Raw genomic sequence first — 22,332 nt, forward strand, 5'->3', positions numbered from 1 at the left:
AAACCCGCCCAATGGTGGAGAACCCTGGGCGGGTTGTGTATTGTAACAAGCCAAATCCGCTGGTTTAGTAGCGAGGCTGGCGGCTGCTACGAATAATCCAAATCGTGCCCGCTACGATCAGCACTAAGCCGCCAATGCCTGCCAGCCAAATCCACAATGGCACTGCTTGGTTGACTGCTTGAGCGTTTGGTTGGCTTGGGTTGCTCGGAGCCGAAGAACGTGGCTGCTCGCTAAATCGATCAGCAGGAGCCGTATCATCGGGCAAACTTTGGGCTGGGCCTGAGCCTTGGGCTTCGGGCAAGGTTGCGCGCCATTCGCTATCCAAGGTATCAAGGCTACGATTCAAAACCGTTTGCACTGCCACATCATCGGTTACGCCGCTTTTGAATTGAGCGACGAGCTTAGTAATTGACTCGATGCCATAGGTCGACTCGATGTAGCGCACCACACTTTCGCTTTGGGCATACGAGAGCAACGCTTTTTCTGGGTCTGATGGGAAATTCGAGGCCAAAGCGCGCAAGGGAATCAATTCGCCATTTTTGGCGGCGCGTTCGACCATTTGCTTAAAGCCAGCATCGGGCGAATCTTGGTTGGCGACCGCCAAACCTTCATCGAACCAGACTGGCATGCCGCCGTAGTTGTTGTCGGTGGCTTGGTGTAAAACCAAGTGGCTCAATTCGTGTGGCACTAAACGGCCTAATTCAGCCTGATCACCAGCTTCGATCGAGCCAATAATCAAGCCAAGATCGGGGCGAGCTTGACCGCCAATCCAATCGGCAGAGTTGGGCGGCAAGGCTCCGCGCATATCGCGAGTATTGCTATAAACCGAGATCGTCATGGGATCGTCGACCGAGCCGCCAATCCGTTGCTCAAGCCGATCGAGGCCACCAAGTGCACTATCGAGCAAATCTTGGCCCCATTGGGCATCACCATCATACCAGCGTACGGTAATCCCACGCTCGCTTTTTTCTTGCCAATTGAAGCGCGTATCTTGGTAGAGCACCGATTGCTCGGGAGTTTCGGTAATTGTGCCATCTTCGGCGATCAATTGCCATTTGTAACGCACAGTCACGCCGACGGGCAAAAATTCGACGCTGGTATCGCGGGTAAAGCTGGCCTTGATCGACGTGCCTGGTTGCCATTTGGCTTCGGCCTCGGTATAGGCTGGCACATCGCCTGGCTGCACGCCCAAGGCATATAAAAATGCTACTTCACGAATTGGCGAGCTTGATTCAGCCTCAAGCTCAAAAACCACATCTTGGCCAAAGCTACTGGTGGCCTCATTGCGCGAAATTTTGGCTGGCTCAGCTGCCTGAGCTGTCGCTTGGAAGCCCAGCACCAGCAAGCATCCCAACATCCACAACACTACTCGTCGCATACAAACCTCGCTTACTCCGCGCCTTCGGTTCTCCAGCGCAAGAAGGCATCGATAAATAGATTAATCTCGCCATCGAGCACTGCTTGAGTATTCGATGTTTCAACATTGGTGCGATGATCTTTGACCCGCCGATCGTCAAGCACATACGAACGAATCTGATTGCCCCACGCGGCATCGCGATGTTCGCCTTTGAGTTTGTTGCGTTCAGCTGCTTGGCGCGCCAACTCGCGCTCCAACAAACGAGCGCGCAAGACATTCATCGCAGTTTCTTTATTTTGCAATTGCGAACGCTCGTTTTGACAGGTCACGATAATTTCGTCGGGTGTGCCACCGCGATAAACCAAGCGCACGGCTGAGTCGGTGGTGTTTACGCCTTGGCCGCCATGGCCGCCAGCGCGATACACATCAACCCGCAAATCTTCGGGGTTAATTTTAACTTCGGCAGCATCATCGACCTCGGGCAGCACTTCGACCCGCGCAAACGAGGTATGGCGGCGATGGTTGGCATCGAAGGGCGAAAGCCGCACCAAGCGATGAATCCCAGCCTCGGCCTTGGCATAACCATAGGCATAGGGGCCGCGCAATTCCAAGGTAGCACTTTTGATGCCTGCTTCTTCCCCATCCATCAAATCAACGATGGTTGTGCGGAAGCCTTGGCTTTCCCCCCAACGGCTGTACATGCGCAGCAACATCTGGGCCCAATCTTGCGATTCGACCCCGCCAGCGCCCGATTGAATTGAAATAAAGGCATTGGTGCTATCGTATTTTTCGCCCAGCAAAATGCTCAATTCAAGCGTATCAACCGACTTTGCCAAAACACTGACTTCACGCTCAATTTGGTTGAGTGAATCAGGATCGTCGGCGGAAAGTTGCAACAGATCGCGCAGGGTTGCCAAATCGCCAGCCAAACTATCCCACATTTTCAATTCTTCTTGCATGCGGGCAAGGCGTTGCAAGGTTGTTTGGGCTTGTTGGGGGTTATCCCACAGGGCAGGATCGGCTGCTTGTTGCTCTAATTCATGCAGTTCTGCTTGTTTGGCAGCCCAGTCAAAGCCGCCCCCTTAGCGCATCGAACCGCGCTTGTAACGAGCTTAGTAGCGCCCGAAGATCAATAAACTCTGTCATGAGGTTCCTCTAGTCGGTAAACAAAAGATCGAGCGCGATCAGCACTCGACCTCATGATACCCGAAAGCGCTCTTTTTGCGAAGAGTTGAAACTGTGAAGGCCGCAAAGATGGGCTATTGGCTTTGGGCTATTGGCTTTGGGCTATTGGCTATCGGAAGATTATTGGGTATCTTTTTGCGAAGGGTTGAAACCGCGAAGGCCGCGAAGAGCACGAAGATTAGGTTTTTTCGCCACGAATTGCACGAATTCCACGAATAATAATTATTTGAGCCACAGATGCCACAGAAATGTGGTATGGATGAGATCCCCTCACCCCCCAGCCCCCTCTCCCACTGGACGCGGGCGAGGGGGAGAACCCGTTTTTAGCGACGAATTACGCAAGAACCACGGCGTTTAAGCCCCTCTCCCAGCGGATGGGAGAGGGGTTGGGGTGAGGGAATACTAAACCACTAGTTCGTGACCCACGGCGCAAACACCCGATGGGTTGTGGGAGTTGGCGTGGTGTTGGTTGCAGTCGCGGTTGGCGTATTGCTTGGCGTAACGCTTGGCTCAACCGTAACGGTCGTCGTTTGGGTAATGGTTACGGTGGCGGTCGCAGTTTCGGTTGCCGTTGCGGTTATTGTCGCGGTTTCGGTGGCGGTTGCCGTCACGGTTGCCGTCACAGTTGCGGTCGCGGTGGCAGTTTCGGTTGCCGTCGCGGTAATGGTTGCAATCTCGGTTGGCGTGTTGGTTGGCGTGTTGGTTGGCACATCGGTCACGATTACGGTCGCCGTGTTGGTTGGTGTGTTGGTTGGCACATCGGTTGCCGTTGCCGTCGCCGTGTTGGTTGGCGTATTAGTGCTGGTTGGGATGGTAGTTGGCGTGTTGGTCGGCACATTGGTTGGCGTATTAGTGCTGGTTGGGATTGGGGTTGCAGTTGCATTGCTATCCACGATGTTAATCACAACTTGGTAGGCGGTACCTTGGGTGCCCATGCCGCCCGAACTAGTAAAGGTTGCAGCTTTGATCACGTGCGTGCCATGGCTCAATGCAGGATTCATGGGCAAGAAATCGAGGCCATTACTTTGATCACCAGCGATAGAATAGGGCCGACCACTTTCAGTTCGATAGATGGCGCTGTCGACCCAGAACCGGACGCTGCCGATACCAGTTGCAGGAAAGGTTGGCGCAACAATGCTGATATTGCGCGTGCCGAGGGTTGCATAATTAATCGTCACGCCATTGGGAATTGGATCATACAGCACTTGGTCGGTATCAGCGTTGTACATGATCAAGCGTGGCACATACGAGCCAGTTGGCGTTGGCGTGTTGGTTGGCACGCTGGTTTCGCTGGCGGTTGGCTGAATATTGGTTGGCGTTGGCGTAATCACCGCTCCTGGCTGAGTGAAAACATTGCCCGTTGCCACAGTATTGGGGCCAATCACTACCAAATTATTGCTTGGATGATTGTAAATTGTGTTGTTGATAATCGTGTTGAAATCGGTCAAATAATTGACTGGTGTGGTTGGTGGCACGGCCAAATTGGCTTCGCGCACACCAAATTTCTGCGTGCCAGTCGTATTTTCAATAATATTATCTTGCACGATATAGCGTTGGGCAGGGCCACGCTTGGAGAGCAAGTTAATCCCGGCGTAATCTTGATTGCCAGTGTTATTATCGCGAATGATGTTGCGGCGAATGATATTATTGGCTGCATTTCCACCGCCATTCACTTCAACGCCAGCCCGCACATTGCCTTCCATAATGCTATCTTCGATGATGTTATCGGTATCGCGGGCAGAATTATCGGTATCACCACCGCCTAAATCGCCAACCCCCGAGCCAGCATTATTGCGAAATACGCTTTGGCGAATATTTACCCGTTGATTACCCCAGCAATAGTACAAACCATCGCCAGCAGTGCCACGGGCAGCATAGCCAAGGTTGCTAATCCCTTGAATTTTGACAAATTCAATATCGCGTGAGGTTGTACCTGGGTGGAAGCCATGGCCGCGATTGGCGGTTGCAAGGCTATTGCTGACCGTGCTTTGATCACACGATTGCAAACTTATGCCATCGCTATGCCAATAGCGCACCGTAATATTGTCGATATTAACAAAGCGGCAATAAACAAAGTTAATCGCCCCGATATAAAACTCATAGAAAGCAGGCTTTTGGTTGGTATTCCAGCCTTCAATCGTCAAATCGCGCACGCCCATATTTTGCAAGCGATTGTTGAAATTGGTTCCAAGCGCAAAAATCGCTGAATAGGCGTGGGATACGACCGAATTGGAGGGGACTGAAAGGGTCAGCGGTTTTTTGAGGGTAATCGTATTGTTGCTGATATTGATCGAATCGACCATATTTTGCTCAACGCCCCAATTGCCAATGCCTGTGCCTTCAGTACCTTTAATGATAATACCTTCGCCAGGCTTAAACACCGAGGTATCAGCCACGCTAATCACATTGCTGCCTTGGGTTGCGGCGGCGGTTAACTTGGTATACAAGCCATACGACACTTGTGAAACATTGGCGGTCAGCGGGTAATTGACTGCTCGATCAAGCGTAATCGTTTGGTTGGTGGTGTCGAGGCTCATAATTTCATACGAGCCAGGCAAAAAGCGCAAATCAGTTGAGCGCCAAAGATAGACAATCATGCCAACCCGAAAGGCCGCAATATTGGCAACCTTAATTGTTGAGAGATTGCTACCACCTTGGGTCACAAACACCCGTTGCTCGTTGCGGCCAGCCTTTAAAATCGTCTCAGGCCCGACCCCTTGCAAGGTAACCCCGGTTTTCAAATCGAGGTAGGTTTCCAAGGTAAAAGTGCCAGCTGGCAAACGCACCGTGCCGCCACCTTGGGCCGCAGCAGTATCGATCGCCGCTTGAATGCCAAAATCGGGGGCTAATGGATTAAGATAGGGGGTTGCATCAATCGTATTGGCAAACGCCGATTGTAACAGCCAACTAAATGAACCAAGACTGAACGCTAAAATGATAAGAGCACTAACTCCTGACCTGAATCGTTGTTGCACAAAGCTTGGCTGCATAGTTCCTCCGCGCCTGAACATGATGCTGAACAATAAAAAAGGAGCCACAACAGCCCCATGCATCATCTTCTGTGAGCCTTTAATCAAACGTGGAATTATTCAAAACGAGTTTGATTACTGACTCTTATTGTACTATGGCATACCATAGCGCATAGTGGCCTTTTTTCCTACAGGACTTTAGGCCTACTTGACGCGAAATCCCACCTTTATCGCTAGCGAGGCTACCCCTTCAGAGTGAGCAGTCCTAGCCCAATTGGGCTATCCGCAGTGGTTAAACAGCATAAACACCCATAGCAACTGTGCCATAGGTGTTTTGGCGTTGATCGTCGCGATCAGTTCAGATTGGGCAAATTGCCTCCGTCCCAGCCTTGGGTTCAGCCATTTGTTGCCAAATCTGTGCTTGTTCAGCCTACCATTGGTGAATGTGTGCGTTTGAAGCCTCGCTTACGCTCATCACTGGTCGCCTGCTTGAGCAGTAGTATAGGGCAATTCGCCCTATTGTCGAGTGTGCTGGTTAAGAATATTGATGATTTAACCGTGGCTATAGATGGATTATTATGGCTTTGTTAAGGCCTAAATTGGTATTTACTCGTATTAAAAGCGATGTCGTTTTTTGTATAGTACCCGCTAGTACCTAGCTAAGCAGATTGTACAACCTGCACAAAAAGCTACGCTAAAGCACTGGTAGAATTGCCCGATAGCCCCAAAAGCCCAGCGTGGTATTGTATATGCGAAGCCTCTGCTACACTCCTTGTACCAATACCTCACCTCGCCTGCCCATGCTCTCGATGATGCGAGCGTAGGCAGCAGCGATGCTCGTTCTCGGCAATGACTGCCCCCAAACGTCGATCCTCTACATCAACGAAAGGACGGGGTCATGGGCATGTTTATGGGTGAGGGCACTCCAGTGCTCCTGCAAACAATCGTCGAATTTGAAGGCAAGGGTTTTTTCAACCCACAAATGCTCGATTTGCGTTATGTCGTGCCCGCCAATCGCACCACCGGCATGCTCTACTTTCGAGCTGGCAGCACCATCAGCAGCCTCGTCAATGTTTCAATTTTGCGCAATGGTCAGGTTTTACGCTATTTTCCGGTCGCCGCCGATTCAGCAATTCATGTGTCGCTCGCCATCGTTGAGGAACACCCCGCCGGAACCGTGCTCGATGTCTGCGTTGCCGGTGAAGGTAGCGGCATGTTGATCCTCGATCTTGGCTACTTAGAAGTGTAGGCCGCGCATGAATGGATTGGTGCGTTTTCGAAACAACCTGCAATGGGCGACAACGCTGCCGCTCTTTCGCCGCCATGGCCTGAGCATTGAACGCCGCCGCTTTACCGACCAACGGCCATTAATGCCGCAACTCGAACGCTGGCGCAACTGGTCGATGCAATTGACCTTGAGTGGCACACGCTATGTCAGCTATGGCGAGCGCAGCTTTTGCCAAGCGCCAACCTCGTTGGTGCTCACCAGCCCGCAAGCTGAGCCATTGCGGATTCGCTATTTGCCTGGCGCAACCACCGATTGGCTCAGCTTGACCTGGACCAGCGAGGGTTGGCAACATTTTCTCAATCAGCATGCGCAGTTCAATCAACGCCATAGCTATTTAATTAAAGATGCAGCCCGTTCGCCGTTGTTGGCAGTGCGCTATGTGCCGCCACCAGCACTGCACGCCGCGCGCCAGTTGATGACGATTGCCGCCTTGCCCGAAGCGCCACCAGCGACCTTGGAAAATGCAGCCACTACGCTTTTGGCTCTGCTCAGTGCGCTCGATTTTCAAACAACCTTACACGGTTATGCCCCAACCCAAGCCCAATCGGTCGAAAAAGCCCAAGCCTTGATGATGAAAAATCTCGAACGGCCACCAAGCATTAGTCAATTGGCTTCAAGCTTACACATCAGTCCGCGCCAACTGCAACGAGATTTCCTGGCCTGTACCGGGCTTAGCCCGCTCAGTTATTTACAAATGCTGCGGCTCAGCGAGGCCAATATGCTGCTGGCCAGCACCAATTTGCCAATTGGGAGCATTGCCAGTCGGCTTGGTTACGCCAGCGCTGCCCACTTTAGCGCCGCCTTCCGCCGTTTATATGCCTGCACGCCGCGCCAAATTCGCGAATACGACGACGACTTGATGCTTGATACTGTTATGGAGGATGCTCATGGCTGTTCAAATTGAAACGATCAAAAAGCTCAAAAATGGCCTCGATGTCCTGCCCGATCTGTATCGCTATGCCAGCTTGGGCTTCGACGCGATTCCCGAAGATGAGATCGAGCGCTTGAAATGGTATGGTTTGCTGCATCGCAAACAAACGCCAGGCTTTTTTATGCAACGCCTGCGGATTCCCAATGGGATTTTGAGCACCCGCCAAATGCGCGCCATCGTCAGCGTTTCACGCGATTTTGGCCGCAACACCATGGATTTAACGACTCGCGAGAATATTCAATTGCGCTGGCTGCGGATCGAAGATGTGCCCGAAGTGTTTCAGCGCTTGCAAAATGTTGGCCTTACCTCGCAACAAACGGGGCTTGATAATTATCGCAATGTGATGGGTTGCCCGTTGGCGGGCCTGCACCACGCCGAAATTTTCAATGCTGCGCCGATTGCCCAAAGCGTTTCGTTGGCCTTGCTTGGCCGCGAATTCAGCGATTTACCACGCAAATTCAACATTACGATTAGCGGTTGCTCGCACGATTGTGCGCATAGTCGCGCCAACGACATTGGCATGACTCCTGCCGCCAAGGAAATTAATGGCTATCGCGTGCTTGGCTTCCACGTGGCGCTGGGCGGAGCCTTGGGTGGCACAACCCCGCAACTTGGCCAAGATGCAGGCATCTTCTTAACCACCGAACAAGCCTTGCCTTTCTCTCGCGCGGTGTTGAGTGTGTTTCGCGATAATGGCTCGCGCGAAAAACGCACCGAAGCGCGTTTGAAATGGCTGATTCGCGAGTGGGGCATGGCGCGCTTTATGGCCGAAGTTGAAAAAGTCTTTGGTCAGCCATTTTTCAGCGCTGGCGAATCGTTGCTGGCAGCTCACAACGGCGACCACTTGGGCGTGCACAAGCAACAAGACGAGGGTTTTGTAACGGTTGGGTTGTTGGTGCCAATTGGACGCACCAATGCCCAGCAAATGGCCGAAATTGCCGATTTGGCTGATGCCTATGGCACTGGCGAGTTGCGCTTGACCCCCGACCAAAACATTCTGATTCCAAATGTGCATGAAACCTGCCTCGAACGCTTATTGGCTGAGCCACTGTTGCAGGTGTTGCAACCACATGCACATGGAGCCTTGCGCGGCTTGGTCAGCTGCACTGGCCGCGATTACTGCCACTTTGCCTTGAGCGACACCAAAGAATTGTCGCTCCAAGTTGCCGAAGAATTAGCCAGCTTAATTCCTGCCGAACGGCGGGTTGATTTGAAAGTTTCTGGCTGTGTACACGCCTGCGGCCAACACCATGTTGGCGAAATTGGCTTGCAAGCGCAGCGTCTGAGGCTTGAAGATGGCAGCATCGTTGATGCCTTTGATCTGTTTGTTGGCGGCAATCATCAGCAACTGGCAACCCTCAAAGCACGCAAAATTCCGGTTGATCAATTGGCTGGGCGGATTGCTGCTGAACTCGCCATTTTGGATGGGGAATAAGATCATGACCAAGCTTGTGCGTTCACAATGCCCCTATTGCGGCGTTGGCTGTGGTATCGAATTAACCGTCAACGCTGGCAAGGTTGTGCGCGTCACTGGCGATAGCGCCCACCCCGCCAATCAAGGCAAGCTCTGCATCAAAGGGGCAACCATTGAGCAAATGCTTACCCCAGAATCACGCCTAACTCACGCCCAAATTCGCAGCGATCGCCATGCAGCGTTGCAATCGGTTGGGCTTGATCAGGCGCTCGATCACGCTGCTCAACGCCTGAACGCAATTCGCGCAGCGCATGGCAACGAGGCAATTGGTTTTTATCTTTCGGGCCAACTTACCAACGAAACCAGCTATTTGGTGACCAAACTATGCAAGGGATTAATGGGCACAAACACTATGGATGCCAACTCGCGCCTGTGTATGGCTAGCGCCGTTGCGGCCTACACCCGCAGCTTGGGCACTGATGGCCCGCCCTGTAGCTATAGCGACATCGAACAAGCTGATTGTTTCTTGATTGTTGGCTCAAATACCGCCGAATGTCATCCGATTGTTTATCGCCGCATCGAGCAGCAAGTGCGCAAGCATGGCGCAAAATTGATTGTGGTTGATCCTCGCCGCACCCAAACCTCGCGCTATGCCAGCTTACACTTGGCCGCAGCACCAGGCAGCGACACGGCGCTACTCAACGGCTTATTACACATCTTAATTCGCGATGGCGCAGTTGATTATGGATTTATCGCCCAACATACAACTGGTTGGAGCGAAATTGCCGCCGCCGTCGCCGCGTGGACTCCAGCCCAAACCGCCTTGGCAACTGGTTTAAGTGTTGATGAAATTGAGGCTGCTGGCGCAATCTTGGTTGCCAGCCAACGCACCTTGAGCCTGTGGAGCATGGGTGTCAATCAAAGCCGCAATGGAGTAGCCAAAGCCACCGCCATCATCAATTTGCACTTGGCAACAGGCCGCATTGGCAAGCCAGGCTGTGGCCCATTTTCACTAACAGGCCAGCCAAATGCCATGGGCGGGCGCGAAGTTGGCTATTTGGCGCATCAATTGCCTGGCTATCGCCGGGTTGATGTGGCTGAGCATCGCACAGCAATCGAGCAGGCATGGGGCATTCCGCTTGGCAGCATCAGCGCCACGCCCGGCCCCGATGCCCAAACCATGTTCAACCAATTGGCCGAAGGCAAGCTCAAAGCAATTTGGATCATTGGCACGAATCCGTTGCACTCGATGCCCAACAACAGCACAATTCGCGCAGCACTCGAAAAAGCTGAATTGGTGATTGTGCAAGACGTGTATAATACAAGCTCATGTTTGGCCTATGCAGATATTGCCTTGCCCGCTGCCCAATGGGCCGAAAGCCTTGGCACATTCACCGCGTCCGAGCGCCATATTACGTTGTTGAACCCAGCCTATGACGCTCCAGGCGAGGCTATGCCCGATTGGTGGCTGGTGCAGGCAGTGGCTCAACGCATGAGCTTTGCGCTAAATTTTGCCAATGCCGAAGCAATTTGGGATGAATATCGCAATTTGACTGCTGGACGCTATCCTCTTGATGTGAGCGGCGTGAGCTACGAACGGCTGCGCAACGGCCCAATTCAATGGCCCTGCCCCGCCGACGATCACGCTGGCACTGTGCGTTTGTATAGCGATGGTCGCTTTGCAACCGCCAATGGTCGGGCCAATTTCCACGTAACTGTGCCGGTTGAGCCAGCAGAAGTGCCAAGCTACGAATTTCCATTTTGGCTAACGACTGGGCGGGTTTTGGAGCAATGGCATACGCGCACCCGCACTGCTAACGTGGCCAAGCTCAATCAACGGCATAACGGCAGCTTTATCGAAATTCACCCAGACGATGCCAACACGCTTGGCGTGAGCGCTGGCGAAAAAATCGCGGTCATCGGGCGGCGCGGTAGTTGTACCTCGGTGGTGCAGATTAATCCAGAAATTATGCCAGGCTGTTTGTTTATGCCAATTCACTGGGACGATGGCAACCCCAACGTGCTGAGCATCAATGCCGCCGACCCAATCAGCAAGCAACCAGAACTCAAGGCATGTGCAGTTCAATTACGGCCAATCGTCGAAGGTATCAACATCAAATTTGGCGAAGCCGCCACAGTTCCAGCAATGGCCGCTGGCAAACGGAGCAGCCAATGAGTAGTTTAGACGGTCAACGAGTTGCGATTCTCGAAGCGCGCCGCGCCTCGGAATTAGCCAATTTGCTCAGTCGCCATGGCGCGATCCCAATCCATGCCCCAGCCTTACGCGAAGTCAGCGTCGATGCGGCTCCAGTTGCACAAGCAGTATTACAACAGCTTGAAGCAGGCCAAATCGAGCTGCTAATTTTGTTGACTGGGGTTGGCACGCAACAATTAATTGATGCTGCTGCCAGTTTGGAGCTTGAGCAAGCCATGTTGGCCGCATTGGCCAACACAACCCTCGTTTGCCGTGGCCCAAAGCCAACTGCCGTTTTACGCCGTTATGGATTGCGCCCCAGCATCAGCGCCGCCTCGCCCTATACAATTAACGATTTGATCAACAGCCTTGATCAGGTTGAGTTGGCTGGACGTGGCGTTGGCTTGTTGCACTACGGCGAGCGCGATCGCAAATTAGCCGATTATTGCCTTGAACGTGGGGCCGTGCTCCACGAACAGAGCATCTACGAATGGCAATTGCCAGCAGACCTCAGCCCACTGGATGCGCTGATCGAGCAAGCAATTGCTGGCCAGATCGCTATTTTTACTTTTACCAGCCAAATTCAGGTGCGCCATTTGTTGCAGGTTGCCGAGCAACAAGGCCAAGCCCACGCATTAATTGCGGCAATGCAACAAGCAATCGTCGCCGCCGTTGGCCCATCGTGCGCCCAAGCTCTCATCAATGTTGGCATTCACGATGTGATTATGCCCGAGCAACCGTTTATGGGCCAAATGGTGCAACGCATTCTCAATCACGTGAGCATCAATAGTTAAGACCCCTCACCCCCCACCCTCTCTCCCACTGAATGCGGGCGAGGAGGAGCAGCCATTTTTATCGACGAATTGCCTAAGAACCAATGGATTAAAGCTCCTCGCCCGCAACACGAGAAAGGGGTTGGGGTGAGGGAATTGATCCACAACCAATAGCTCAACTCCCTGCAACGAATGCAGTTTCCACCGCTGATGGTGTGATACCGAACCTGTTCGCTTCGCGATAGCTCCTGCAACGCCACGCAGTCTCACCAATGCTGGTGAATCGTGCTACCGATATTTAATTATGCCAAATTAATTAATTATCGCGATCTCCCAAGCATTCGATGTGTGTGCCACAGGTTTCACGGAGGAGCTTCCAATGTCTAAAATCAGCCGTCGCAATTTCCTCAAAACTGCCGCTACCTTCGCCACGACAATCGCCGCACCAAGCCTCTTGACCGCCTGCGGTAGCGAAACTGCCAGCGAAACAGTGGAGCGCCCAATCAAAATTGGCTTTATTCCGCTGACTGATTGTGCTTCAGTCGTAATGGCCCATACCTTGGGCTATTACAAAAAATATGGCGTAAATATTGAGGTCGTCAAAGAGGCTTCGTGGGCCAATGTGCGCGATAAGCTGTTAACTGGCGACCTCGATGCGGCCCATTGTTTGTTTGGCATGCCGTTCTCGGTCTACACGGGCGTAGGTGGCAAGGCTGCAAGTGAACTCAAAATTGCCATGGTGCTGAACCAAAACGGCCAAGGCATTACGCTCAGCAGCACATTGGCCAAAGCTGCTGGCTATGGCGACCCGAGCAAACTTAAAGCGATCCTAAGCCAACGCCCCGCTGATAAACCTGCCACCTTTGCCGCCACCTTCCCGGGCGGCACCCACGATCTTTGGCTGCGCTATTGGCTGGCCGCCGCTGGAGTTGATCAACAAAGCGTCAAAATCATCACCATTCCTCCACCGCAAATGGTCGCCAATATGCGCATCGGCGAGATGGATGGTTTTTGCGTTGGCGAGCCATGGAACGGCGTGGCGGTCAAAGAGGGCATTGGCGAAACCGTGTTGGCAACCCAAGATCTGTGGGCGGGACACCCAGAGAAGGCCTTGGTGGTCAACCCCAGCTTTGCCGAAAAACGCCGCGCTGAGCTCAAAAATGTTATGAAGGCGATTCTTGAAGCCTCGCAATGGCTCGACGATTTCAACAATCGCACCGAAGCCGCCAAGGTCATCGGCGGCCAAGCGTATGTCAACGCCCCAGCCGATGTGATTGAAGCCCGTTTGAAGGGCCAATACACCTTGGGTGCAACCCTCGGCGAACGCACATTCGAGCCAAGCAAAAGCATGGTGTTTCATCAAGCAGGCGCAGTCAACGAGCCACAACGCAGCCATGCAATTTGGTTTATGGCGCAATACCTGCGCTTTGGGCTTGTGCCGAATGCTCCCGACTACAACGCCATCGCCGACAAGCTGATTTTGCGCGACTTGTATGCAGAAGTTGCCAAAGAGATGAGCTTAACGGTGGCGAGCGACGATTTACAACCCTTCACTGTCACACTTGATCAACGCAGCTTCGACCCCAAAAGCCCATCCTAGCCCACAAGCCATCATGACCCCTTACAAGGGTAATTTGTTAACAATTAGTATGCTGTGGCCCATGCCCTCACCCCCCAGCCCCCCAGCCCCCTCTCCCACTGAACGCGGGCGAGGGAGAGCACGTGTTTCACCACCAAGTGCGCCAGAACCACGCAAAAAAGCCCCTCGCCCGCGCCACGGGAGAGGGGGCTGGGGTGAGGGGAGCTTAAGCATCACGACACACCAGCCACTTGCCAACAACAAAAGGAGCAGCTTCATGGCCCAGATGATCGACGTTATTCCGCGACGTGAGCATTCAGCGCTGACCAGCATGCGCTACTGGCTCAAAATGATCTGGCAAACGCTTAGCCCAATCATCATCGGCATGCTTATTTTAGCGAGCTTATGGCAAGTTGCCGCATGGATTTCTGCTGGCGCTTTGCCAACACCCTTCGCTACTGCCAGCACCTTGGGCGAGCTATTGCGCGACCCGTTCTACGACAATGGCCCAAACGACAAAGGCATTGGGATTCAGCTCTTGGCTTCGTTGGGACGGGTTTTTACTGGCTGGGGAATTGGCATCGCGATTGCGATTCCGCTTGGCATGCTTCTTGGTAGTAGTGCTGCGCTGCGCAAAATGCTCGCACCAGTGATTGAAATTTTGCGGCCTGTTTCGCCGCTGGCCTGGTATCCATTAGGTTTAGCGGTACTTCACAATGCACCCAAAGCCGTGGTTTTTGCAATTGTCATTACCTCGCTCTGGCCAACCTTGGTCAATACCACCATGGGCGTGCAAAATATTCCCGCCGATCTCAAAGCTGTCTCCAAAGTGTTTCGATTTAGCCGCTGGCGCTATGTCAGCAAAGTGCTGTTGCCCGCAGCATTTCCGGCAATTTTGACCGGCATGCGGCTTTCGATGGGCATTGCGTGGATGGTGATTGTGGCTGGCGAAATGTTGGCTGGTGGCACAGGCTTGGGCTTCTTTGTGTGGGATTCGTGGAATGCGCTCTCGTTGGAACGGGTGATGAGCGCAATTTTGATCATTGGCATCACTGGTTTGTGCTTAGATCGCGGATTTAGTTTTGTTGGCCAACGCATGGCTGCGTGGCAAGAAGGAGGTCACTAATGGCTCCACGGTTGTTAGCGCGCACATCGGTTAATAGCACAATCTTGCCAATGGAGGCCGCTCCGTTGCTCGAAATTAGCGGCGTGGGCAAGAATTATCCCAGCGGCCAAGGCCAAATCAACATCTTGCGCGAGATTGATCTAACCATTCAATCGGGCGAGTTTATTAGCTTTATTGGCCATTCTGGCTGTGGCAAAAGCAGCTTACTGAATATGATTGCAGGCCTGACGAGCATTAGCACAGGCACGATGGTTTTCGATGGCAAGCCAATTCAAGCTCCCAGCCCAGAACGCGCGATGGTGTTCCAGCATTATTCGCTCTTGCCATGGCTCTCGGTCTATCAAAATGTTTATGAAGCTGTCGATTCGGTGCAAACCGATTTGAGCAAAGCCGAGCGCAAAGCCTTGACCGACGCTGTGCTGGCGCGGGTTGGCCTCAGCAATCATGTGCACAAAAAGCCAATGCAACTTTCCGGAGGCATGCGCCAACGGGTGGCTATTGCGCGCGCGTTTGCGGTGCATCCACGGATGCTCTTGCTCGATGAGCCATTTGGCGCACTCGATGCCCTCACGCGCGGCAGCTTGCAAGAAGAATTATTAGACCTCTGGAGCGGCGATGCCCGCACCGAAACCGTGGTAATGGTAACCCACGATATTGATGAAGCGATTTACCTCAGCGATCGAATTGTGGTTTTTAGCGATGGGCCAAGTGCAACGATCAAAGAAATAATTACGGTTGACTTGCCACGGCCACGCGATAAACAAAGCCTTATGACAAGCCAAATCTGGAACAACCTCCGCACCCACTTGCTACTCTCATTGCACTGCTAAACCAACAATCAGTACCCAAAGTTGTGTCTCGTAGGCTGTCTCGATGCTGCGACAGCTTTTTGTATTTAAGCGCCAAATTATGGTATAAATACAGACAATTGTTAGGCATTAAGGAGTAGCGAGATGCGATTAAGTCAACGCCAATGACAAGTGATAGCCTGTGTTGCCCAAGGCCAAACCAATATCCAAATCGCCCAAAACCTCTGCATTACCACTACCACGGTCGAAAAACATTTAACAACAATCTTCAAGCGCCTCAATATTCACAATCGTACAGCCTTATCCCAATGGTATTGGCTGCAACAAACTATACCATATCAATCGAGCTAGATTCTTAAAAAAGAGTAGGGTTTCCCAGCATTGCAGTACAGCCGTAGGCATGATACTCTAGTTCTAGAAGAGCGCTCTTCATCCTCATTCTTGCTTCATCACTCCCAAATAATCGATTTTAATAAGCATCCACAAGCATAGATATTTCTATGAGGAAGGATCGATATGCGACCATATCGCAAGTTTGCGTGGCATAAAACGCTGGCAGCATGTGCATTAGCCGTGGGTTTGAGCTTGGGCAGCATCAGTTTTGCCTTGGCTGAAGGTAGTTGGAGTTCAAGCTGCACCGGTTGTCGGGTTGGCTTTGAATCACGACGCTGGACTGATAACCACAATGATTCAAACGCAACCTTCGTGAGCTTTAGCCAATGTGTTGATAGCGATGGTGGTAACGGCTCGAATGATTCGATTACGGTTGAATTAAAACGTGATATTTCATTCCTACCTGATGCCAGTTACGGCCAAAACGTAGTCTATTGCTCAAATGCAGGTTCAGCGAATTTTGGCGAAATAACAACAGCGGGGAATTTTTATTGGACTATTCGGGCCATTAGTGGCATTACTAATAACGGGATTTCGGTCAACACCAATCCAGTTAATGTTAGTTACTAATTAATTTTGGGGGCGCTGTTGGGATCGCAACAACAGCGCTCGATTGATGATAAACAATGCAATTTGAGAATTTGAGTTTTGGCTATCGCGGTAAGCCAGCAATTTTCAAGCAATTTTCATGGCAAGTACCCGCTGGGCGAACAGTTTTATTGGGGCCAAATGGCACTGGCAAATCGACCTTGCTTAATTTGGCGGCAGGTGTGCTCAAGCCCAAGGCAGGCACAATTTTGGCCAATGCCAAACGTGATGTTGGCTGGATGCCGCAAAATGTCTTAGCAATCAATCGGCTAACCGTTCACGAGCAAGTAGCCTATGCTGGTTGGCTGAAAGGGCTGAGCCAAGCAGTGGCATGGGAACAAGCCCAAGCAGCTTTAGCAGCAGTCGATCTGACTGAACGCGCTGATGATCTGAGCAAAAATTTATCTGGGGGCCAACTACGGCGGGTCGGTTTGGCCCAAACAATTATCCACCAGCCAAGCATTATTTTGCTCGATGAGCCAACCGTTGGCCTAGACCCAACCCAACGCCAGCGCTTTCGCACAATTTTAGCCAGCCTGCCGAATAATCACACCATGCTAGTTTCAACCCATCAAGTCGATGATTTAGCCGAGCTATTCGATACAGTTGTGGTGCTTTATCAAGGCCAAATTCGCTTCCAAGGCAGCAGCGACGAGTTTTTGGCCCACGCCCCCAGCGCTAGCCCGCGTCCAGCAGAAGCCGCCTATGCCTATTTTATTGGAGGCAATCACTAATGCTGCGATGGTTTCGCTGGCCGAGCTTTTGGCTTTGGCCACTTATGCTTGGGCTTAGTTTGCTGCATCCGATTAATTGGCAAGCTGCAACCGATGCCTATCGACTTGAAGCAACTGCACGTGGCATGCGCATGTTGATGCTGATTGCGCCAATTTGTGCTGCTTGGGCGGCATGGGAGGCAGCGCGGTTGCGCAAAGCGCGATGGTGGCATAACGCTCATGCCCGCCAACCATGGGCAATTGTGCTCAATGCAACGAGTCCAATTTGGTGCTTTGGTGCAAGCTGCCTGCTGATCAATAGCATCGTTCAACTGGTATTGGTTGATTTAGCGCCGATTCCAGCGCCCTTAGTACTGATCACAGGCCTCGCAACTTTAGCAATCCACATTGTGATTGGGTTTAGTTTTGGCTTATTGCTGCCAGCAATCAGTGCTGTAGCTGGCGTTTTGCTGCTGGATTATCTGTGGATGGTTTTCCCTAACAGCCTCAGCACGCCGTGGATTCGCCATTTAACTGGCTATAGCATTGGCTGCTGTGCAACCGAATATACGCTTGCTCCGGCATTTTTGCAGGCGCAATGGCTGCTGGTTGCTAGTGTGCTGCTTGCATGCTGGCTCGGCTGGCAAGCGTTTGGCAGCCGCTGGCGCATCGGTTTAGCCTTGCTGATTGGGCTAAGTGGCATTGGGCTGGCAGCTCAACGCGTGCAGCAGCTCGATTATGATCCAATTGCGGATCGTGATCCTAGTGCATTAACCTGTAGCAATACTGAAATTCAGCTCTGTGTTTGGCCTGAGCATGCCCAACGCTTGCCCGATGTGCAACGGCTGGCCCAAGAAACCAAACAAGGCTGGCAGCAAGCAAATATCGCCTTTCCCAGTGCTTGGAGCGAATCGCCATTGCAACCCCAAAGCAGCTATTTTATTGTTCGAGAGCAAGCGAGCGATTTGGATATTGTGCGCAATTTTGCCTATGCGATCTTGCCTGCAACCCCAACTTGTAGCCAACACCAGCCGTATCCTGCCTATGCAGTCCAAGCGCTGAGTCTCTGGTGGCTCTTACGCCAAGCTGGTGTGCCTGAAGCAGTTGCCCAAAGCCAATTAAGTGCCAGCGATTTTCAATTGCTCCAACAGCTTGAGCAACAGCCACGTGAGCAACAGCTGGCATGGTTTGAATATAATCGCCAAGCCTTAGCTAGCTGCGATCTAGCGCCACGCTTTGAGGCCTAAGCATGCAGATCTGGCTTAAGGCAGTGGTGTATTGGCGCAAGCCTTGGGTTATTGCTGCTGGCAAGCATTGGACGTGGCTTACAATTACCGTTACCAAGTTTTTTAGGCGGCGATTTAATTGCCAGTCCTTTGGCATTAATTCTGCCTGCGGCGTGGTGGCTGCTGCTTGCCCAAGCGTTTAGTCAGGGAGATCCATGGCTTGAACAAACGGCATTGCGACCAATTCGCTATTTTGATGCAGGCTTGCTGCTTGGGATCAGTGCAATCCTTGTTGGGCTAGCTTGGCTCTTGGCAAGCGTGCTCGATCAGCCATTGCTGCTCGCGATAGCGCGCAATAGCCTTGGCTTTATGGGCTTGGGGTTGCTGGCAGCACGGCTCTTTGGCTGGCAAACAGCCGCGCTGATTCCAATCGCCTTCCATCTGCTGAGCGGTTTTTTTGGCCAACGGGCTGGCCAAATTATGCTTTGGGCTTGGTCATTGCAGCCAAATCTCAATCTAGCGAGCTGGCTGCCAGCCCTCAGTTTGTGGATTATTGGTTTAGTTTGGAGTGTATTCCAGCCAGCTCGCAACGCTGGTTAATCGTTTAAAGCATAGATAAAATTGGTTTGGCGTTGGCCCAAACTGCGTGGTACCAGCCGCAAAACACGATTGCGTAGCTGTTGCCAAACCTTGGGTACATGCACCAGCGAGCCGACCCGCCACGAGGTATCAACAATTGCTTGGGCTTTGGGCATACGGCGTTTTTGATAGTGCAAAAAGGCTAATTGCGGTTGCTCGTAGCGCGCAAGCATCTCGGCCAATACCCAAGCATCTTCAATCGCTTGGCAACCACCTTGGCCAAGGTTGGGTGTTGTCGCATGGGCCGCATCGCCAAGCAAGCCAATTCGGCCTTGATACCAGCTTTTCAAATGCGCTAAATCGCTAATATCGGTGCGTAGCAAGGCTTCATCGCTGGTACGCTCAATCAGCGTTTTGGCGATTGCTGGCAAATCATGGCCTTGGGCAAGCAAACTGGCTCGGGCGGCAGCAGGCGAAGCATCACGCTGGCCTTGGGCTGCAAGGCTGGTCGCATACCAATACACCAAATCCTGCCCAACTGGCGTATAGCCAAACCGCAGCTGCTGGCCCCAAATTTCAGCGGCAACAGGCTGGCCTAATTCACGATAATCGAGCTGCACCAAGGCACGATGCGAGGTTTGGCCCGAATAGCGCAAGCGTTGCTTAGGGAAAATCTGCTCGCGTACTGCCGAACGCAAGCCATCGGCCCCAATCAAGCACGTAGTCTGAATCGTTGAGCCATCAGCAAATTCGGCCTCTACTGCCGCGGCTGTTCGCTGCAAGCCCACCAAGCGCTTGCCAAGCTGCACGCAATCGGCTGGCAAGGCATCGAGTAAAGTTTGTTGCAAAGCGGCACGGCTAATTGTCAGCAACTCTTGGCCAAAACGCTCACGCATTAATTTCAAATCAAAACCAGGCAATAAACTCCGGCCTTGTGCATCCACAATGCCAAATTCGCTGCCGCCCAATGCACTAAGACACAACCCACGCTGGCGTACAGCTTCAGCCAAGCCCCAGCGTTCGAGCAAGTTCATGGCATTAGGAGCCAATAAAATCCCCGCGCCAACAGGCCGTAGCACTGGCGCAGCCTCATAGATTTGCACTGGAATCTGGCGTTGATGCAGGCCAATCGCCAAACACAAACCACCAATTCCCCCGCCAATAATCGTTATCGGTTGCATTACATCCTCGTTGAATTTATCAATCTAAGCAAAACATACTATAAGGTATGTTTTAAGTCAAGGGTTAATTATTTAATGATTTATGTCAACTTGAAAAGCGTTGTACAATACAAACGCTAGCTGAAATGGGCTAGCTAGAGTTTATGAGGCCTGCGAACTATGCAATTAACCGGAATCCACCATCTTACGGCAGTCAGCGCCAATGTGCGTGAAAATTATCGTTTTTATACCCAAGTTTTAGGCATGCGCCTCGTCAAGCGCACCGTTAATCAAGATGATGTGAGTGCTTATCATTTATTTTATGCTGATGGCGCAGGCACACCTGGCAGCGACATTACCTTTTTTGATTGGCCAGTTGGGCCAGAACAACGCGGGACGCATAGCATTTGCAACACCGCACTGCGGGTAACGGGCAAAGCCAGCCTTGAGTGGTGGGCTGAACGCTTGAGCCAACAAGGTGTTCAGCATAGCGGCGTGCTTGAGCGTGATGGCCGCTTGACCATCGATTTTGCAGATAACGAAGGCCAACGTCTAAGCCTGATTGATGATGCAGGCGCTGGCGACCCAAATACGCCATGGGATGCTAGTCCAGTGCCAGCTGAGCACCAAATTCGTGGGCTTGGGCCAATTCGTATGAGCGTGCCCAAACTTGAAGCTAGCGATACGGTGTTGACCAAAGCGCTGAATATGCGTCAAGTTCGCCAATATAGCCTCAACGAAGGCCAGGAATACACAGTGTATGTCTATGAAATGGGCAAAGGCGGCGTAGATGCAGAATTGCATGTTGTAGTGCAGCCAGATTTAGCGCCAGCCCAACCAGGCGCTGGTGGCGTGCATCACGTGGCGTTTCGCACACCCAACGAAGAAGAATATCATGGCTGGACGCGGCGTTTGCGCGAATTGAGCATTCGCACCAGCGGCGAAATTGATCGCTACTACTTCCGCAGCCTCTATTTCCGCGAGCCAAATGGCATTTTATTTGAAATTGCCACCGATGGGCCGGGCTTTGCGGTTGATGAAGATCCCGCTACCTTGGGTGAATCGGTGGTGTTGCCACCATTCCTTGAGCCACGCCGCGAGGCCATTGTTGCCAACCTCAAGCCACTAACCTAAACAATCCGAGCGCGCTTACTACGATGGTAAGCGCGCTCGATTGAGTTGCCAAATTCGCCAAACAGATTAAAATAACACACCTGTTCGTTTAATTCTGAGAGGTGCAAAAACATGGCACGTCCACGTCGCAAACGCTACCAAGGCATTACTCCGCCACAACATTGCCCAGCAAATGAGCTAAAAAGCGTCACTGAATTACGCTTGAACGATAATGGCAACTATGCGCAATTGAGCATGCAGCAGCTTAATTTCAGTCAACAACGGGCCAAAGATATTTTTATGGAGCAATCGATTGTGCGCCAATGCCAATTTGATCAAGTGGTATTGCAGCAATCGCAGCTAGTTGATAGCAGTTTTGAGCAATGCGATTTGAGCCATGCCAATTGGGAGAAAAGCCATCTTGAGCGTTTAGAATGGCACAATAGCCGTTTAGGTGGCATGAAATTTGTTGAAGCTCAAGCAGAGCATATTGTCTTTAATATTTGTCAACTTGATTATAGTGTCTGGTGGTCGGCGCGGCTTGAGCATATCCACTTTGTCGATTGTCGGATGCTCGAAAGTACGTTTGAATCTGCCAAACTAAGCGATGTTAGCTTTCGCAATTGCGATTTGAGTCGAGCCAATTTCCGCAATGCCACGTTAAGCAATGTTGATATTCGCGGCTCGCAGATCGCTGGCATGCAGATCGAGCCAAAGCAGCTGCAAGGCTTGATTATCGAGCCACGCCAAGCGCTCGAAATCGCCCAAGCGCTGGGCCTAACCATCCGCGAATTAGAGATCGAAGAATAAGAGTAAACAAATAAAAACCTCGCTGGATTTTTTCCAGCGAGGTTTCTATGGAATGGTACGCATCCCCCTACGTTCCCACAGCGGGTGCTGCAGTAGCCTCGGTGTGTGTCGCGTTCACGGCCTGG

General features: G+C 52.0%; 19 protein-coding genes. 15 read left to right on the forward strand and 4 right to left on the reverse strand.

Going from position 1 to position 22,332, the window contains the following annotated elements; genetic code table 11:
- Positions 1 to 64 precede the first annotated feature (64 nt).
- From ACFMKP_RS16390 to ACFMKP_RS16400, 3 genes are all read right to left on the reverse strand, one after another.
- Positions 65 to 1,378 carry a peptidase MA family metallohydrolase gene (locus tag ACFMKP_RS16390; RefSeq protein ID WP_382293200.1) on the reverse strand — a complete coding sequence of 438 codons (1,314 nt, stop codon included), beginning with the start codon at positions 1,376 to 1,378 and terminating at the stop codon, positions 65 to 67.
- 11 nt (positions 1,379 to 1,389) lie between these two features.
- Positions 1,390 to 2,503, reverse strand: a protein-coding gene (prfB, locus tag ACFMKP_RS16395; RefSeq protein ID WP_382293202.1) for a peptide chain release factor 2 whose coding sequence is annotated in 2 segments (ribosomal slippage) — positions 1,390 to 2,427 and positions 2,429 to 2,503 — 1,113 coding nt in all. Because the reading frame shifts where the segments join, the coding sequence is not laid out codon by codon here.
- A gap of 449 nt (positions 2,504 to 2,952) precedes the next feature.
- Positions 2,953 to 5,532, reverse strand: coding sequence for a hypothetical protein (locus tag ACFMKP_RS16400; RefSeq protein ID WP_382293203.1), 2,580 nt, complete (start codon positions 5,530 to 5,532; stop codon positions 2,953 to 2,955).
- An 877-nt stretch (positions 5,533 to 6,409) separates the two neighbouring features.
- Here ACFMKP_RS16400 and ACFMKP_RS16405 point away from each other — a divergent pair.
- The 13 genes from ACFMKP_RS16405 (at position 6,410) to ACFMKP_RS16465 (ending at position 19,145) form a co-directional block, all read left to right on the forward strand.
- Positions 6,410 to 6,760 carry a molybdopterin oxidoreductase gene (locus ACFMKP_RS16405; RefSeq protein ID WP_382293205.1) on the forward strand — a complete coding sequence of 117 codons (351 nt, stop codon included), beginning with the start codon at positions 6,410 to 6,412 and terminating at the stop codon, positions 6,758 to 6,760.
- Positions 6,761 to 6,779: 19 nt separating this feature from the next.
- Positions 6,780 to 7,703 carry a helix-turn-helix domain-containing protein gene (locus tag ACFMKP_RS16410; protein ID WP_382293206.1) on the forward strand — a complete coding sequence of 308 codons (924 nt, stop codon included), beginning with the start codon at positions 6,780 to 6,782 and terminating at the stop codon, positions 7,701 to 7,703.
- A complete protein-coding gene (locus ACFMKP_RS16415) occupies positions 7,687 to 9,165 on the forward strand; it encodes a hypothetical protein (protein WP_382293208.1) in 1,479 nt (492 codons plus the stop codon). Before ACFMKP_RS16410 ends, ACFMKP_RS16415 begins: the two co-directional genes overlap by 17 nt.
- Before the next feature lie 4 nt (positions 9,166 to 9,169).
- Positions 9,170 to 11,320 (forward strand): molybdopterin oxidoreductase family protein, encoded by a 2,151-nt coding sequence (locus tag ACFMKP_RS16420; RefSeq protein ID WP_382293210.1) that lies wholly within the window; start codon positions 9,170 to 9,172, stop codon positions 11,318 to 11,320.
- The gene (locus ACFMKP_RS16425) at positions 11,317 to 12,132 is read left to right on the forward strand and encodes a uroporphyrinogen-III synthase (RefSeq protein WP_382293212.1); all 816 of its coding nucleotides are present in this window, start codon (positions 11,317 to 11,319) and stop codon (positions 12,130 to 12,132) included. Before ACFMKP_RS16420 ends, ACFMKP_RS16425 begins: the two co-directional genes overlap by 4 nt.
- 358 nt (positions 12,133 to 12,490) lie before the next feature.
- Entirely contained in the window at positions 12,491 to 13,711 is a 1,221-nt protein-coding gene (locus tag ACFMKP_RS16430; protein ID WP_382293213.1) for a CmpA/NrtA family ABC transporter substrate-binding protein, read from the forward strand.
- Between the two features lie 256 nt (positions 13,712 to 13,967).
- Positions 13,968 to 14,816: a nitrate ABC transporter permease gene (ntrB, locus tag ACFMKP_RS16435; RefSeq protein ID WP_382293215.1), complete on the forward strand. Its 849-nt coding sequence runs from the start codon at positions 13,968 to 13,970 to the stop codon at positions 14,814 to 14,816.
- Positions 14,816 to 15,646 carry an ABC transporter ATP-binding protein gene (locus ACFMKP_RS16440; protein WP_382293217.1) on the forward strand — a complete coding sequence of 277 codons (831 nt, stop codon included), beginning with the start codon at positions 14,816 to 14,818 and terminating at the stop codon, positions 15,644 to 15,646. Before ntrB ends, ACFMKP_RS16440 begins: the two co-directional genes overlap by 1 nt.
- Before the next feature lie 207 nt (positions 15,647 to 15,853).
- Positions 15,854 to 15,976, forward strand: coding sequence for a hypothetical protein (locus ACFMKP_RS16445; RefSeq protein WP_382293238.1), 123 nt, complete (start codon positions 15,854 to 15,856; stop codon positions 15,974 to 15,976).
- A gap of 165 nt (positions 15,977 to 16,141) precedes the next feature.
- Complete coding sequence (locus tag ACFMKP_RS16450) at positions 16,142 to 16,588, forward strand: hypothetical protein (protein WP_382293219.1); 447 nt, start codon at positions 16,142 to 16,144, stop codon at positions 16,586 to 16,588.
- 56 nt (positions 16,589 to 16,644) lie between these two features.
- Complete coding sequence (locus tag ACFMKP_RS16455; RefSeq protein WP_382293221.1) at positions 16,645 to 17,340, forward strand: ABC transporter ATP-binding protein; 696 nt, start codon at positions 16,645 to 16,647, stop codon at positions 17,338 to 17,340.
- Positions 17,340 to 18,566, forward strand: coding sequence for a hypothetical protein (locus tag ACFMKP_RS16460; RefSeq protein WP_382293223.1), 1,227 nt, complete (start codon positions 17,340 to 17,342; stop codon positions 18,564 to 18,566). Before ACFMKP_RS16455 ends, ACFMKP_RS16460 begins: the two co-directional genes overlap by 1 nt.
- Before the next feature lie 51 nt (positions 18,567 to 18,617).
- Positions 18,618 to 19,145 carry a hypothetical protein gene (locus ACFMKP_RS16465; RefSeq protein ID WP_382293225.1) on the forward strand — a complete coding sequence of 176 codons (528 nt, stop codon included), beginning with the start codon at positions 18,618 to 18,620 and terminating at the stop codon, positions 19,143 to 19,145.
- Here ACFMKP_RS16465 and ACFMKP_RS16470 read toward each other — a convergent pair.
- Positions 19,142 to 20,305 carry an FAD-dependent monooxygenase gene (locus ACFMKP_RS16470; RefSeq protein ID WP_382293227.1) on the reverse strand — a complete coding sequence of 388 codons (1,164 nt, stop codon included), beginning with the start codon at positions 20,303 to 20,305 and terminating at the stop codon, positions 19,142 to 19,144. The genes ACFMKP_RS16465 and ACFMKP_RS16470 overlap by 4 nt on opposite strands.
- A 159-nt stretch (positions 20,306 to 20,464) precedes the next feature.
- Between ACFMKP_RS16470 and ACFMKP_RS16475 the strand changes: the two genes are divergently transcribed.
- Positions 20,465 to 21,418 carry a ring-cleaving dioxygenase gene (locus ACFMKP_RS16475; protein ID WP_382293229.1) on the forward strand — a complete coding sequence of 318 codons (954 nt, stop codon included), beginning with the start codon at positions 20,465 to 20,467 and terminating at the stop codon, positions 21,416 to 21,418.
- A 111-nt stretch (positions 21,419 to 21,529) separates the two neighbouring features.
- Positions 21,530 to 22,207 carry a pentapeptide repeat-containing protein gene (locus tag ACFMKP_RS16480; RefSeq protein WP_382293231.1) on the forward strand — a complete coding sequence of 226 codons (678 nt, stop codon included), beginning with the start codon at positions 21,530 to 21,532 and terminating at the stop codon, positions 22,205 to 22,207.
- Positions 22,208 to 22,332 lie beyond the last annotated feature (125 nt).

Origin of the sequence: Herpetosiphon sp. NSE202, from assembly GCF_042688385.1 — a bacterium.
In the GTDB taxonomy this organism is placed as follows: domain Bacteria; phylum Chloroflexota; class Chloroflexia; order Chloroflexales; family Herpetosiphonaceae; genus Herpetosiphon.